The organism is Streptomyces sp. WG7, from assembly GCF_049975785.1.
GTDB lineage: Bacteria > Actinomycetota > Actinomycetes > Streptomycetales > Streptomycetaceae > Streptomyces.
Genome location: NZ_JBNGGE010000009.1, coordinates 62,693 through 76,097, shown reverse-complemented (window position 1 = coordinate 76,097; position 13,405 = coordinate 62,693). Strand labels below are relative to the sequence as shown.

General features: G+C 72.4%; 15 protein-coding genes. 3 read left to right on the top strand and 12 right to left on the bottom strand.

Going from position 1 to position 13,405, the window contains the following annotated elements:
• The first annotated feature begins 52 nt into the window (after positions 1–52).
• A complete protein-coding gene (locus ACP4J0_RS12525; RefSeq protein ID WP_055416814.1) occupies positions 53–472 on the top strand; it encodes a Fur family transcriptional regulator in 420 nt (139 codons plus the stop codon).
• A 58-nt stretch (positions 473–530) separates the two neighbouring features.
• Here the strand turns inward: ACP4J0_RS12525 and ACP4J0_RS12520 are convergent, their stop codons facing one another.
• The 4 genes from ACP4J0_RS12520 to ACP4J0_RS12505 are packed head-to-tail and all read right to left on the bottom strand — an operon-like array spanning position 531 to position 2,602.
• Positions 531–1,391 carry an isoprenyl transferase gene (locus ACP4J0_RS12520; RefSeq protein ID WP_426598713.1) on the bottom strand — a complete coding sequence of 287 codons (861 nt, stop codon included), beginning with the start codon at positions 1,389–1,391 and terminating at the stop codon, positions 531–533.
• Positions 1,392–1,407: 16 nt separating this feature from the next.
• Positions 1,408–2,157, bottom strand: coding sequence for a DNA repair protein RecO (recO, locus tag ACP4J0_RS12515; RefSeq protein ID WP_426598712.1), 750 nt, complete (start codon positions 2,155–2,157; stop codon positions 1,408–1,410).
• A 23-nt stretch (positions 2,158–2,180) separates the two neighbouring features.
• Complete coding sequence (locus ACP4J0_RS12510; RefSeq protein WP_426598829.1) at positions 2,181–2,396, bottom strand: hypothetical protein; 216 nt, start codon at positions 2,394–2,396, stop codon at positions 2,181–2,183.
• Positions 2,396–2,602 carry a hypothetical protein gene (locus ACP4J0_RS12505; RefSeq protein ID WP_426519720.1) on the bottom strand — a complete coding sequence of 69 codons (207 nt, stop codon included), beginning with the start codon at positions 2,600–2,602 and terminating at the stop codon, positions 2,396–2,398. Before ACP4J0_RS12505 ends, ACP4J0_RS12510 begins: the two co-directional genes overlap by 1 nt.
• A 115-nt stretch (positions 2,603–2,717) precedes the next feature.
• On the opposite strand from ACP4J0_RS12505, the gene ACP4J0_RS12500 reads away from it, so the two are divergent.
• The gene (locus tag ACP4J0_RS12500) at positions 2,718–3,551 is read left to right on the top strand and encodes a helix-turn-helix domain-containing protein (protein WP_426598828.1); all 834 of its coding nucleotides are present in this window, start codon (positions 2,718–2,720) and stop codon (positions 3,549–3,551) included.
• Positions 3,533–3,862 (top strand): DUF397 domain-containing protein, encoded by a 330-nt coding sequence (locus tag ACP4J0_RS12495; protein WP_426598711.1) that lies wholly within the window; start codon positions 3,533–3,535, stop codon positions 3,860–3,862. Before ACP4J0_RS12500 ends, ACP4J0_RS12495 begins: the two co-directional genes overlap by 19 nt.
• Here ACP4J0_RS12495 and ACP4J0_RS12490 read toward each other — a convergent pair.
• From ACP4J0_RS12490 to ACP4J0_RS12455, 8 genes are all read right to left on the bottom strand, one after another.
• Positions 3,859–4,929, bottom strand: a complete 1,071-nt coding sequence (locus tag ACP4J0_RS12490) for a hypothetical protein (RefSeq protein WP_426598710.1) — start codon at positions 4,927–4,929, stop codon at positions 3,859–3,861. The genes ACP4J0_RS12495 and ACP4J0_RS12490 overlap by 4 nt on opposite strands.
• 138 nt (positions 4,930–5,067) lie before the next feature.
• A complete protein-coding gene (locus ACP4J0_RS12485; RefSeq protein ID WP_426598708.1) occupies positions 5,068–5,736 on the bottom strand; it encodes a response regulator in 669 nt (222 codons plus the stop codon).
• Between the two features lie 3 nt (positions 5,737–5,739).
• A complete protein-coding gene (locus ACP4J0_RS12480; protein ID WP_426598707.1) occupies positions 5,740–7,035 on the bottom strand; it encodes a sensor histidine kinase in 1,296 nt (431 codons plus the stop codon).
• A 67-nt stretch (positions 7,036–7,102) separates the two neighbouring features.
• Positions 7,103–9,193, bottom strand: a complete 2,091-nt coding sequence (locus ACP4J0_RS12475; protein WP_426598706.1) for an MMPL family transporter — start codon at positions 9,191–9,193, stop codon at positions 7,103–7,105.
• A 153-nt stretch (positions 9,194–9,346) separates the two neighbouring features.
• A complete protein-coding gene (locus tag ACP4J0_RS12470) occupies positions 9,347–10,459 on the bottom strand; it encodes a hypothetical protein (RefSeq protein ID WP_426598705.1) in 1,113 nt (370 codons plus the stop codon).
• An 84-nt stretch (positions 10,460–10,543) separates the two neighbouring features.
• Positions 10,544–11,524 carry an SCO2521 family protein gene (locus ACP4J0_RS12465; RefSeq protein ID WP_426598704.1) on the bottom strand — a complete coding sequence of 327 codons (981 nt, stop codon included), beginning with the start codon at positions 11,522–11,524 and terminating at the stop codon, positions 10,544–10,546.
• Position 11,525: 1 nt separating this feature from the next.
• Complete coding sequence (locus ACP4J0_RS12460) at positions 11,526–12,491, bottom strand: SCO2522 family protein (protein ID WP_426598703.1); 966 nt, start codon at positions 12,489–12,491, stop codon at positions 11,526–11,528.
• Positions 12,488–13,405, bottom strand: coding sequence for an SCO2523 family variant P-loop protein (locus ACP4J0_RS12455; RefSeq protein ID WP_426598827.1), 918 nt, complete (start codon positions 13,403–13,405; stop codon positions 12,488–12,490). Before ACP4J0_RS12455 ends, ACP4J0_RS12460 begins: the two co-directional genes overlap by 4 nt.

Genomic DNA, 13,405 nt, shown 5'->3' with positions numbered 1-13,405 from the left:
CTGGCACAATGGCCCGGCAAGCCGCAGACCGCAGACGTGAGGAGGGATCCCGGTGACGACCGCTGGACCGCCCGTGAAGGGCCGTGCCACCCGGCAGCGGGCCGCCGTGTCGGCGGCCCTCCAGGAGGTCGAGGAGTTCCGCAGCGCGCAGGAGCTCCACGACATGCTCAAGCACAAGGGTGACTCGGTCGGGCTCACCACGGTCTACCGCACCCTGCAGTCCCTCGCCGACGCCGGCGAGGTCGACGTCCTGCGCACCGCCGACGGCGAGTCCGTCTACCGCCGCTGCTCCACCGACGACCACCACCACCACCTGGTCTGCCGCACCTGCGGCAAGGCGGTCGAGGTCGAGGGCCCCGCGGTCGAGAAGTGGGCGGAGGCCATCGCCGCCGAGCACGGCTACGTCAACGTCGCGCACACCGTGGAGATCTTCGGCACCTGCGCGGACTGCGCGAACGCCTCCGGCGGCTGAGCCGTGGGGGCCGGGGCTTCGCCCCGGGCCCCTGTCGTCGGCCTGAACGGCCTCGTCCTCAAACTCCCCCAGAGGGGGCACCCTCATACGGGCCGGCTTTCCCCTCCATGGCCAGGAGCTCCTCGTTGGGAATCGCGCCGCCGAAGCGGCGGTCCCGGGAGGCGAACTCCAGGCACGCGCGCCACAGGTCGCGCCGGTCGAAGTCGGGCCACAGCACGTCCTGGAACACCATCTCGGCGTACGCGCTCTGCCAGAGCAGGTAGTTGGACGTCCGCTGCTCCCCGCTCGGCCGCAGGAACAGGTCCACGTCCGGCATGTCCGGGTAGTACAGGTACTTGGCGAGCGTCTTCTCGTTCACCTTCGACGGGTCGAGCCGCCCGGCCCGCACGTCCTCGGCGAGGGCCTGCGCGGCGTCGGCGATCTCGGCGCGTCCGCCGTAGTTCATGCAGAAGTACAGGGTGAGCCTGTCGTTGTCCTTGGTCTGCTCCTGGGCGACCTGGAGCTCCTTGGCGACCGACTTCCACAGCTTGGGCATCCGCCCCACCCAGCGCACGCGGACCCCCAGCTCGTCGAGCTGGTCGCGGGTCTTGCGGATGAAGTCCCGGTTGAAGTTCATCAGGAAGCGCACCTCGTCCGGCGACCGCTTCCAGTTCTCCGTGGAGAAGGCGTACAGGGAGATGTTCTCCACGCCGATCTCGATCGCGCCCTGGAGCACATCCAGCACCCGCTCGGCCCCGACCTTGTGCCCCTCGGTGCGCGGCAGGCCGCGCTCCTTGGCCCAGCGCCCGTTGCCGTCCATGACGATCGCCACATGCTCGGGCACCAGCTCGCCGAGCCTCGGGGGCCGCGCGCCGGACGGGTGCGGCTCCGGCGTCCTGTACTCCCGGCGCTGACGCCCCAGGAACCCGCGTACGGCCATGTGTCTCTCGTCTCCTTCAGGATTTTTCGACGTATCGCAGGGAGCGCAGGCCGCGCTCCAGATGCCAGTGCAGGTAGGCGGACACCAGCCCGCTCCCCTCCCGGACGTACCGCGGCTCGCACGCGTCCGCGGTCCCCCAGTCTCCCGTGAGCAGCGCTCCGAGCAGTTCCAGGGCCTGCGGCGAGGGTACGACGCTGCCGGGCACCCGGCAGTCGCCGCAGACGGAGCCGCCCGAGCCGACCGAGAAGAACCGGTTCGGACCGGGCATACCGCACTTCGCGCAGTCCCCGAACGTGGGCGCGTACCCGTTCACGGCGAGGGAGCGCAGCAGGAACGCGTCCAGCACGAGGTTCGGCGCGTGCTCGCCCCGGGCGAGGGTGCGCAGCGCGCCGACCAGCAGCAGGTACTGCTGGACCGCCGACTCGCCCTCGTGGTCGGTGAACCGCTCGGCCGTCTCCAGCATGGCCGTGCCGGCGGTGTACCGCGCGTAGTCGGTGACGATCCCGCCGCCGTACGGCGCGATGGTCTCGCTCTGCGTGCACAGCGGCAGCCCGCGCCCGACCAGCTCGCTCCCCTTGGAGAAGAACTGCACGTCCACGTGCGAGAACGGCTCCAGCCGCGCCCCGAACTTCGACTTCGTCCGCCGCACCCCACGGGCCACGGCGCGTACGCGTCCGTGACCGCGCGTGAGCAACGTGATGATCCTGTCCGCCTCGCCCAGCTTCTGGGTGCGCAGCACGATGCCGTCGTCGCGGAACAGACTCATGGCGTCCATTGTCCCGCATTGCCTCAGGGCACCTCGCCACGGCTCCGGGCGTTGGTGTACGCCGTCGCCGCGCTGAGCCGCTCGGACGGAGTGGCGTGGCGCACGTCCCCCGGCGCGGCGTCCCACTCCCGCCCCCCGCCGTACGGCCGCATCTGCACGTACGGCCCCTCATGCCCCATGACGACGCCGACCCGCCCGCTCCGGGTGTCGACGGCATAGGACCCGATCGGCGGCATCATCATCGCAGCACCGCCGCGAGTCGCAGCGCGGTCTCGACGGAACACCTGCCCAATTCGATGAGCGGACAGGGGGCCTCCCGCGCAAGACTCACCGGGTCGAGCCCGAGTGACGGCAGAGTAATTCCTGCCTCAGTGAGCGCTGCGCGCAATTCTTTCACCGCTACCTCCGCTTCTTCGGCGCAGAGCGCCGAGTGTCGTGCCTCCACCCTGTTCCCCTTCACTTTGCGGTTTCACTCTTCGTATCCCAAGAATGCCCCTCCGTGACTACACTCGGGAGGAGTTCTCGCACTACAAGTGCTGGTCAGTGCAGGGGGGTTGGTTATGGCCAACGGTTCACGGCAAGCGGCGTGGGAGTTCTTCGGTATTGAACTAAAACGCCGTCGGGAGGACGCCGGAATCACTCAAGTCGAGCTGGGGGCGCGGGTATTCGTCTCCGGTGGATACATCGGCCAGTTCGAACAGGCAATTCGGAAACCGCAGCTGGATGTAGCCCAGCGGATTGACGGGGTACTGCAAACCGACGGTATTTTCGAGCGGTTGTGCAGGAAGCTGATTGACGATCCTCGGTATGCGGATTACTTCGCGAAGGTCGCCGAGTTGGAGGGACTGGCGACGACGATCTGCGAGTTCGCGCCGGCGCTGGTGCCGGGACTGCTACAGACGGCGGACTACGCGCGGGCGGTCACGCTCGCGATGAACCCCTTCGCCCCGGACGAGTGCATCGAGGGGAAGGTGTCCGGCCGCATGGAGCGAGCGAAGATCCTCGCGGACGCTACACGGCCCGTGTATTGGGTGGTCCTGCACGAGAGCGTACTGCGCATTCCGGTCGGCGGACCGTTGACGATGGCCGAGCAACTGGAGCACATCGCCGCACTGACGCGGGTGCGCACGGTGCTGGTGCAGGTACTGCCGTTCACGGTCGGGGCTCACCCCGCCATGACAGGATCACTGAAGCTCATGGAGTTCGACGACGCTCCTCCAACGGCCTATACAGAAGCGGTGTATTCGGGGAATCTGCTGGACGATCCGCCCGTGGTGAAGCAGATCCGTTCGGCATACGATCTGATCAGGGCCGCTGCGCTGTCACCCGAGGCGTCCCTGGCCCGGATCGAGTCGGCGGTGGAGGACCACAGACGATGCGCGAGTACGAACTGAGCCACGCCCGCTGGCGCAAGAGCAGCCACAGCGACGGCAACGGCGGCGACTGCGTCGAGGTCGCGTACGACTTCCCCGGCGCCGCCCGCTGGCGCAAAAGCACCTACAGCGGCGGCGACGGCGGCGAGGAGTGCGTCGAGGTCGCCGACGGAGTCCCCGGCATCGTCCCCGTCCGGGACAGCAAGGTGGCCGGCGGCCCGGTGATCGTCGTCGGGCCCGCCGCCTGGACGGAGTTCGTACGCACCGCCGGATCGGACGTCACCCGCGCGGCGACACGACCGCGCGGGGACCTGCCCCGGGGCGTGGACTAGGGCTGGGGCGACCGCGATCGCGATCGGGACCGGGACCGGGACCGATTCGGTGAGGAGTTGCGCAGACGCTCCTGCTCCCACTCCTCGAACTCCGGGACCACGCCGGGGTCCAGTCCCGCCATCAGCTGGCGTGCCGAGGCGTACTGCATCTGCCTGCGGATCTCATTGGTGTGCGGCAGTTCTCCCGCCTGCTCACGCTGCGCGGCGGACCGGGGGTCGAGGGTGTCGAAGCTCACCCTGAACGCTTCGTTGGCCATGGGGTCGTGGGGCGCCATGATCGAGTAGTCCAGGTCCCGGTAGACCTCGCTCTGCCCGACGCGCCCGTTCAGACCCGCGTGCGTGATCGGGATTCCGTGTATGTCGATCGGAGTGGAGTACTGCGGGACTCTCGGCGCCTGGAAGGACGGAACGGGGCCGTCCTGTGCCGGGACCTCCACCATCGGCGGCAGGTGCCCCGACGCGGCGTACTCGTAGCGGCGGTGGGAGAGGTTCGTGCCGTCCGTACCGGGGGCCAGGTTCTCGCGCCGCTGCGGCGTGCCGTTGACCGGGTCACCGTGGTGGTAGGCGGTGGAAAGGTGCAGGTGGGAGGTCCTGCCGCCGGGATGCACGCCGGCGTCGCGCATGTAATCGGCCGCCGAACGGTTGCCCATGACGGTGTTCTGGGAAGGGACCCGCTGTTGGGGGAGGGACCCGATGAGCTCGGGGTCGATGTAGTTCGTGTCCGCGCGTTCGTATTCCGGCAGCTCGTCGTAGTAGTGGGTGCTGTTCCTCCTGGAGGACGGCCGGCCCCTGCCGTCGTCGCGGGCTCGCTGGACCGGCAGGCCCGTGCCACCCACCGGGGCGGTGCCCCCGCGGCGGCCCTTGCCCAGGGCGGCGGTGACGGCGGCGTTCCCGACGCTGCGCTGGAGCGCGAGCAACGAACCGGCCGTGGGGTGGGACAGCGTCGCGGCGGCCTCCGCCGCGCCGGCGGCGCGCGTGGTGGGAGACACCGCCCGTGCGGGGCGCCGTACGGATCCCCTGTCCTTGATCAAGTCGGCGTGTTCCGCCGGCCCTTCGTGAGCGTGCATGAGTGTCCTCTGCGGTGGGAGGGGATCCTCAACGATCGGAGACCGACACCCTACAGCGGCCCCGCACGACGAGACGATCGGCCGCGACCGCAATCCCCGTGACCCGGGCGGGAGTTGGGCGAACCCGTGCCCCGGGGGTCAGGCGCCTCCCGGCGTCACCAGGCCCGACTCGTAGCCCACGATGACCAGTTGCGCCCGGTCCCGCGCCCCCAGCTTGCCCATGATGCGGCTGACGTGGGTCTTCGCGGTGAGTGGGCTCAGTCCCAGGGAGTCGGCGATCTCGGTGTTGTTGAAGCCGCGTGCGACCAGTGTGAGCACCTGGCGCTCCCGGTCCGACAGGCAGTCGGGGCCGCCGCCGCCCGCCACCGGCACCGCGGGACTGCGCAGGAAACGCTCGATGAGCCGTGCCGTCGGGCCCGGTGACAGGAGCGCGTCACCCGCCGTCACGGTGCGGATCGCGTCCAGGAGTTCGGCGGGCTTGGTGTCCTTGACCAGGAAGCCGGAGGCGCCCGCGCGGAGGGCCTCCACGATGTTGTCGTCGGTGTCGTAGGTGGTGAGGACCAGCACCTTCACGCCCGCCAGGTCCTCGTCGGCCGCGATGAGCCGGGTCGCCTCGATGCCGTCCAGGTCGGGCATGCGGATGTCCATGACGACCAGGTCGGCGCGTTCCGTGCGGGCCAGGTCGACGGCCTGGCGGCCGGTACCCGCCTCGCCGACGACCTCCATGTCGGGGGCCGACGCGACGAGCAGGGCGAACGCGGCGCGGACGAGGTTCTGGTCGTCCGCGAGCAGCACTCGTATGGTCATCCGTCAGTCGTCTCTCTTCGGGGTCACGGTCGTCAGGGGTGCGGGGGCGGGCGCCGAAGGCGCCGAAGGTGCCGGGGACGCCGTGGGGACCGGCAGCACGGCCCTCACCCCGAAGCCGCAGGCACCCCCGCCCCGCGGCCCGGCGTCGAGTGAGCCACCCACGCTGCGGGCGCGTTCGCGCATGCCGACGAGGCCGAAGCCGGGGGTGCCGTCGGGGTCGGGGCCGATCCCGTCGTCGGTCACGGACAGGCTCAGGACACCTCGCCCGGCGTGCACCTCGACGCGGACGGACGGTTCCGGGCCCGCGTGGCGTACGGCGTTGGTCAGCGCCTCCTGCACGATGCGGTAGGCGGCGGCGCCGACCGCCGGCGGGACGTCGCCGGCGCGCACCGACAGGTCCACCCGCGCTCCGGCCAGCCGGGCGGCCTCGGCCAGGTCGGGCAGGCCGTGCAGTCCGGGCAGCGGGCCGCGGGCGTCGGGGGCGTCCTTCTCCCGGAGGACCTCCAGCGTGGTCCGCAGTTCGCCGCGCGCGCTCCGGCAGGTGTCGGCGATGTCGTCGAGGGCCTTGGCGACGGCGGCCCGGTCCAGCCGCTCGGGGTCGGCGGTCAGGACGTGCGCGGCGACGGAGGTCTGCACGCCGATGAGGGTGATGCTGTGCGCGAGCAGGTCGTGCAGGTCCCGGGCGACGCGCAGGCGCTCCTCGGCGACACGGCGCCGGGCCTCCTCCTCGCGGGTGCGTTCGGCGCGCTCGGCCCGCTCGACGATGGAGGCCACGTACTGGCGGTAGTAGCGGACGTCGACCCCGGCGAAGAGGATGGCGACCACCCAGCCGGAGATGCGGATCAGCTCGACGGCCTGGTGGGTGTTGACGGTGAGCATGACGCTCACCGACGCCGTGAGGACCGCGACGCCGGTCAGGATCGTGCGCAGCGGGCGGCCGGTGACGGCGAGCGTGTAGAGGGCGACGTAGGAGGCGGCACCGGGCGCGGTGTGGTTGTTGTCCATGGCGTGGTACGGCCCGACGAAGGCGAACACCGCCGCGAGCACCAGCAGCGGGTGGCGTCGCCGCCACACGATCGGGACGTGCGCGGCGACCAGCAGCGCCCAGCCCACGGAGTCCGGGCGACGGCCCTCGTCGGTGAACGACGCCAGGCAGACCGCGCCGGCGAGGAGGACCACGGCGAGCACCGCGTCGTTGCGGTCGCGGTGCGGCGCGGTGAGCGGGTCGCGGTTGATCGCGGCCATGATCCGCTCACCGACGCGGGAGGGCCCGGACGCTGCCGGAGTGGTTGCCTGCACGCGCCCATCCTCCGCGACGGACGCGCCCCTCCGGGAGAGGAGGGGCGCACTCCGGTAGCCGGGCCGCTCAGACACCGACGGACTCCCGCTCCCCCGCCCGCGCCGGCGCCTCGGGCGCCCGGGACAGCCGGCCCGGCCACCACACCCGGCGCCGCAGGACGACGCTCGCGCTGGTGACGAGGTAGGTGCGGACGAGGAAGGTGTCGAGGAGGACGCCGACCGCGATGACGAAGCCCAGCTCGACGAGTTGCACCATCGGCATGTTGGTGAGCACCGCGAAGGTGGCCGCGAGGACGAGCCCGGCGGAGGCGATGACACCGCCCGTGGTGCGCAGCGCGGTGAGCGCGGCCCGCGTCGGTTCGGCGCCGTGCAGGGACTCCTCGCGCATGCGGTGCATCAGGAAGATGCCGTAGTCGACGCCGAGGGCCACCAGGAACACGAAGGACAGCAGGCCCAGGCCCGGGTCGGTGCCCTCGAAGCCGAAGACGGGGCCGAAGACGAGCCCGCCGATACCGAGGGCCGCGCCCCACACGGCGACGACGGCGGCGACCAGGATCAGCGGTGCGACCAGCGAGCGCAGCAGCACCACGAGGATCAGCAGGACCGACAGCAGCACGATCGGGACGACGATGACGGTGTCCCGGGCGCTGGTGTCCTCCAGGTCGATCTGCTGGGCGCTGGGGCCGCCGACGTAGGAGCCGTCGAGCTTGTCGCGCAGGGCTTCGATGGTGGCGGTCTCGGCGGCCGACTGGGGCGGGGCGGCGGCCAGGACGGTCAGCTCCGTCCAGCCGTCACCGCTGCGGCCGGCCTCGGCGCTCTCCACACCCCGTGTGTCGCGGGCCTCGGCGAGGACGGCCTCGGCTCGGTCGGCCGGGGCCATGACGGTGATGGGCTGCGTGCCGCGCTCCGGGTAGGCGGCGGCGAGGGTCTCCATGGCGGCGATGGCCTCGGGCTTGCTGGTGAAGGTGTCCTCCTGCTTGAGGGAGCCGGGCAGGTTGAGCGAGCCGAGGGCCAGCGCGCCGAGCAGGAGGGCGCCGCCGACGAGGACGGTGCGGGGCCGGCGCTCGGCGGAGCTGCCCATCGCGGTGAACAGCGACCTGCGGGCCTTGGGCGTGCTGCCGTAGCGGGGTACGAGGGGCCAGAAGACGCGGCGGCCGAGCAGGACCAGGATCGCGGGGAGCAGGGTCAGCATGGCGGCCAGCGCGCACAGCACGCCGACCGTGCCGAGCGGGCCCATGCCCCGGCTGGAGTTGAGGTCGGCGGCGAGCAGGCACAGCAGTCCGGCGGCGACGGTCCCGGAGGAGGCGAGCACGGCGGGGCCGCAGCCGCGCAGGGCGGCGACCATGGCGTCGTAGGGGCGTTCGATGCGGCGGAGTTCCTCGCGGTAGCGGGAGACGAGCAGCAGCGCGTAGTCGGTGCCGACGCCGAAGACGAGGATCGTCATGATGCCGGAGCTCTGGCCGGAGACCGAGGTGCCGAACCACTGGTTGAGGCCGTAGGCGACGCCCATGGAGAGGTAGTCGGCGATCCCGGCGACGGCGAGCGGGACCAGCCACAGGAACGGGCTGCGGTAGATGAGGATCAGCAGGAGGGCGACGACGGCGGCCGTGGTGTAGAGCAGCGGGCCGTCGAGGGAGTTGTAGACCTCGCTCGCGTCGGTGGCGAGGGCGCCCGCACCGCCGACCTCGACGCTCAGCCCGTCGCCGCCCTCGGCGACGTCCCGTACGGCGTTGGCCAGGGCGTCGCGGGCCTCCTCGTCCTGGCCGGGCTCGGTGGAGGCGACCGGGTACATGAGCGTCGTGCCGTCCTCGGACGGGATGGCCGCCGGGCGGTCGGTCAGCCGGTGCGCGGACGCGATCTCGGCGATCTGGTCGGCGGCGGTGGCCTTGTCGGCGGCGGTCAGTCCGGCGTCGCGGTGGTAGACGACGACCATCTCGGTGGCCTCGCCGCCCGGCAGCCGGTCCTGGATCTTCGCGACCTGCGTCGAGTCGGCGCTCGCCGGCAGGTAGTCGACGGCGCGGTCGCGCTGCACGTCCGAGAGTTTCGACGCGAACGGCGAGGCGATCGCCAGTACGGCGATCCACAGTCCGAGCACCAGCCAGGGCACGGCCCGGCGTCGCCCCCCGCTCGTCCCCGCACCTGTCCTTGCTGCCCCCATGTGACGGACTCCCCTCCGGTCGGATGTCTGGGTCGGTCTCCAGACTTCCGCCGGCGGGACGCCGATACGTCGGGCGCGAGAGCGAGTCCGCGGCTACCTCCCGGGGTGACGCGGGGCCCTCGTTACTCCCCGGGGAGTACCCCGAGGTGCCGGTCAGGCCCGGTCGACCATCCAGTTGCCGTCCTGCTCGGCATCGACCCGCACCTCCAGCTCACGCAGGCCCATGCCCGCGTCCCAGAGTTCCCTGAAGCGCTTCAGCCGGTCCCGTACGTAGTCCTGGCGCGCGGTGAGCCGGGTGCGGACGTTGACGTCGCGCAGGTCCTGCTCGATCTCGAACGACACCCCCTCGTCGTAGAGGATGAAGTCGTTCGTGGTGCCGCGCTGGAGGTGCGGGGGCAGCTCGGGCAGGACGGCCACGCGTACGTCGATGCGCCGCAGTTCCTGCTCCTCGCACAGCCGCAGCAGCCGGTCGTCGAGCTCGCGCGCGCTCTCCAGCAGGAACAGCCGGCGCACCGACACGCCCTGCTCGTCGATCGCCGTCTGCTGGGCGTCGAGGTAGCGGCCCGCGGGCTCGCTGTTCCAGAACTCCCGGTCGACGGCGGTGCTGGTGGCGCAGATGGACTGCTCGGCGGCGCGGGTGAGGGTGAGCATCCAGTCGTGGTTCTCGCCCGGGCACTCGGTGGTCAGGTTGGTGAGGTCCGCCATGTGGCCGACGACCCGCGCCATCTCCAGGTGGACGAAGGTGTGCAGGATCGAGGGTTCCGGCAGCAGGACGTCGGCGAAGCCCTTGGCCAGGTCGGGCACGCTGTCGATGCGGACCGGGCCCAGCGGGCGGGACTCGGCGGCCCCGTGGTCGGCCTGCGCGACGTGGGTCTCGACCAGCTGTTTCACGTCCTGGGTGTGCCGGGTCAGCCCGGACTTCAGCTCGTCGTCGTAGCGGTTCAGGCCCTCCCGCACGGCGGCGGTGTTCTCGGCCAGGGCGCTCTCCACCCGGCGGGTGTGCTCCTCCAGCCGGGCGTGCCCCGGGCGCGGGGCCAGGCCGATGACGTACTGGACGAGCATCGCCGCGCCCGCGCAGAGCACGGCGGCCGCGAACTGGCGCGGTGTTCCGTCGTCGGGGCTCAGCAGGGCCGTGACGCCCCAGAAGAGGGCGCCGACGACCAGGGCGATCAGCAGCATGCGCGCCCAGGGGGACTCCCCCCTCAGGGCGGCCGGGCCGGGCGGGCGGTTCGTGTCGTCGGGTCGGGGTGACTGTGCCGTGCTCATCTCGCTTCTCCCCCCGTTGGGATACGCGTCGGATCGGGGTCGATCGGGGTGCGGGGATGTGCGTGGGAGGCGTCGGCGCCCCGGTCAGGGGACCGGTTCCACCTCCTGGTGGGGTGCGGGAATGGCGTGCAGGGTGAGCTGGTCCCGGATGCGCTGCACCAGCGTCCGCCACTGCCGGGTGAAGCCGGGCCGCTCCTCCAGCGGGTCCCACAGCGGGGCCAGTTCCGGCCCCACCCGGGCGCGGGGCATCCACAGGTGCAGCAGGTGGTCGACGGCCGGGCGCAGGGTCCGGACGACGGCGCCGGCGTCCCGGGCGGCTCCGGTGCCCAGGCGGACGCCGTCGAGCATGCGGACCACCGTGGTGAGCAGCCAGTCGTGCAGGGCGAGGTCCTCGCAGAGTGCGGCGAGGCCGTCGGCGGGGGTGCCCTCGGGCACCCGGAGGCGGACGGTGCGCAGCTCGTCCTCGGCGAGGGTGAACCGCTCGATGGACGGGCCGTCGCCCGGATCGGCGGGCAGGGCGGCCCAGCGCAGCCGGGTGGGGCGGGACCGGAAGGGCGGGCGCTGGTCGAGCAGGGGGTGGCGCAGCAGCCGGGTCAGCAGCCCGTCGGCGATCAGTCCGGCGTCGAGGTCGCCGTGGCGTCCGCCGCCGAGCACGCCCCGCGCGACCGCCTCGTGGGGCAGCTTCCCGAGCGGCTCGACCATGCCGGGGCGCACCAGGTACTCGCCCCACGGCCGTCGCTGGTCGGGACCGGTGGCGGGGACGCGGAAGCGGGCGGAGGTCTGCAGGACGCGCCCCTCGGTGAGCGCGGCCCGTGCGGCGACGGTGCCGACCGCGCGGATCCGGGCGCCGTTGGCGCTGGGCAGCGGGCAGTCGACGCCGGTGAGGGTGTCGGGAGAACGCGCGTAGAGGCTCGGACGCTCGGAGGTCAGCACCCGTTCGTCGGCGCGCAGGGACAGGAGCTGGGCGGCGGCCCGGATGTCGAGGGCCTGCCGGGCGGGCAGCAGGCAGGTGCGGACCTCGCCGCAGGCGAGCACGGCGCGCGGTGAGATCTCCGCCGGCGCCATGTCACAGCCCCGAGTAGTACACGTAGGAGATGCGGTCGGCGACCGAGTCGGGGACGGCCGTGCGCTCCCGTCCGGAGCGGTCGGCGACCTGTGCCAGCGCTCCCGGGTCGACCTCGGTCTGGTCCAGGATCACGCGGACGGCGTGCTCGACGGGCAGGAAGCGGGTGGGCAGGACCGAACAGGTGCGGTAGGCGGAGAAGGGGTCGGCGCGGTCGTTGAGCCGGAGCAGGGGGGGCAGTTCGTCCCAGTCGTCGGGGAAGCCGGCGACGGTGTGCGGCTGGGGGACGAGGACCGCCTCCCCCTCGTTGCGCAGCAGTCCCAGGCGGGCGAGCTGCCACACGGCGGCGAGGAAGGGGCAGGACCAGGTGCGGTGCCCGTCGGCGTCGTCGCTCCACAGTTCGACGTCGAGGAAGACGGAGTGGCGGCGGGCGGCGGTCTCCCTGGGCGGCTGCCACTCGACGGCCCGCTTCATGGCCTGCGGGGCGCGGGCGACGGGGCTGCGTTCGCCGTTGGCGAGCCATCCGGTCTGCGCGGCGGGCGGCCGCAGGCCGTAGCTGCCGGGCGGCGGGGACTCGACGATGCGGCCGGCCACCGCCTCGGCGACGGGCACCTTGCCGGCGGTGGCGCAGCCGGACTCGCGGGCCAGGTAGTCGATGGTCAGCCCGGCCCGCTCGGCCTCCGCGAGCAGCATGGGGACGACCGCGGCGGGCGTGGAGAAGCGGGTGAAGTAGTCGTCGATGAGGAAGCAGGTGCTGATCCGGGCGCGTTTGCCGCCGGCCCGGGCGGTGGCGGCGGCGCGGGCCGCCTCCACCCAGGGGCGTACTTCGGTGAAGTGCCGGCGCAGGCGCTCGGGTCCGGCCTCGAAGTCCTCCATGTAGAGGTGGCCCAGCTCCAGGGAGAGGTGGGCCAGCGGCACCGACTGGGTGCGCGGCTCGGCGGCGGTCTCCCGGAACACCGCGTCCGTCATGGCCGCCCCCAGTGCGAGTCGTCCGTCAGGCGCCGCGCGATCTCCTCCAGCGCCTCCAGCGTCTCCTTGTTGGCGATCTGGGTGGAGAGCACGTCCTCCTCGGTGATGAGCTGCTCGCGCCACTGGAGTATGGGCTCCAGCGGTACGACGCCGAGGACGACACTGTCGCCGATGCGGTGCTCGGCGGCGAGCCGGCGCAGCGCCTCGTCGCAGGCCTGCATCCAGGCGGCCTGGGCGGGCGAGCCCTGGGACCACAGCGGCGACTCGGGGTCGGGTACGGCGGCCCGCACGAAGCGGATGGCGGCCAGCAGGCTCTCCTCGTCGTGCCCGCGTTCGACGCCTCCGCCGACGATGCCGTGGTCCGCGTGGACGAGCCCCGAGGCGGCGATGACGTGCTGCCGGGTCCAGCGGTGGAAGACCAGCCAGCGGAAGGGGACGTTGCGCATCCGGGGGTGGGCGGTGGCCGCGAGGACCAGGTCGACGGCGTAGCTGCGGCCGGCGCTGAGGTCGACGACGGTGATGTCGAACTCGCCGTTGATCCGCAGCAGCAGGTCGATGCACCGCTCCAGGGACTCCTCGCCGATGGCGAACTCGCCGCCGCCGGCGTCGCCGGGGAACAGGACGAGGCGGCCGGACTGGTTGGGGCGGGCGCGCAGCAGGGGGTGCTCGGTCTGCCGCCACACGTCGATCCTGACCGGCTCGGCGACCTCGCCCTCCAGGTAGGAGTGGAGGCCGCGTTCCTCGGTGCCGCGCATCGCGCCGGGCACGTCGAAGACGGCGGCGGCGGTGGGCGAGCCGAAGTCGAAGTCCACGTAGGCCACGTGGTCGCCGGTGAGGGCACGCTGGTACGCCAGGTTGGCGCTGGTCACCGAGCGCCCCGTGCCTCCTTTGTCGGAGGCGGCGAAGACGAGCAC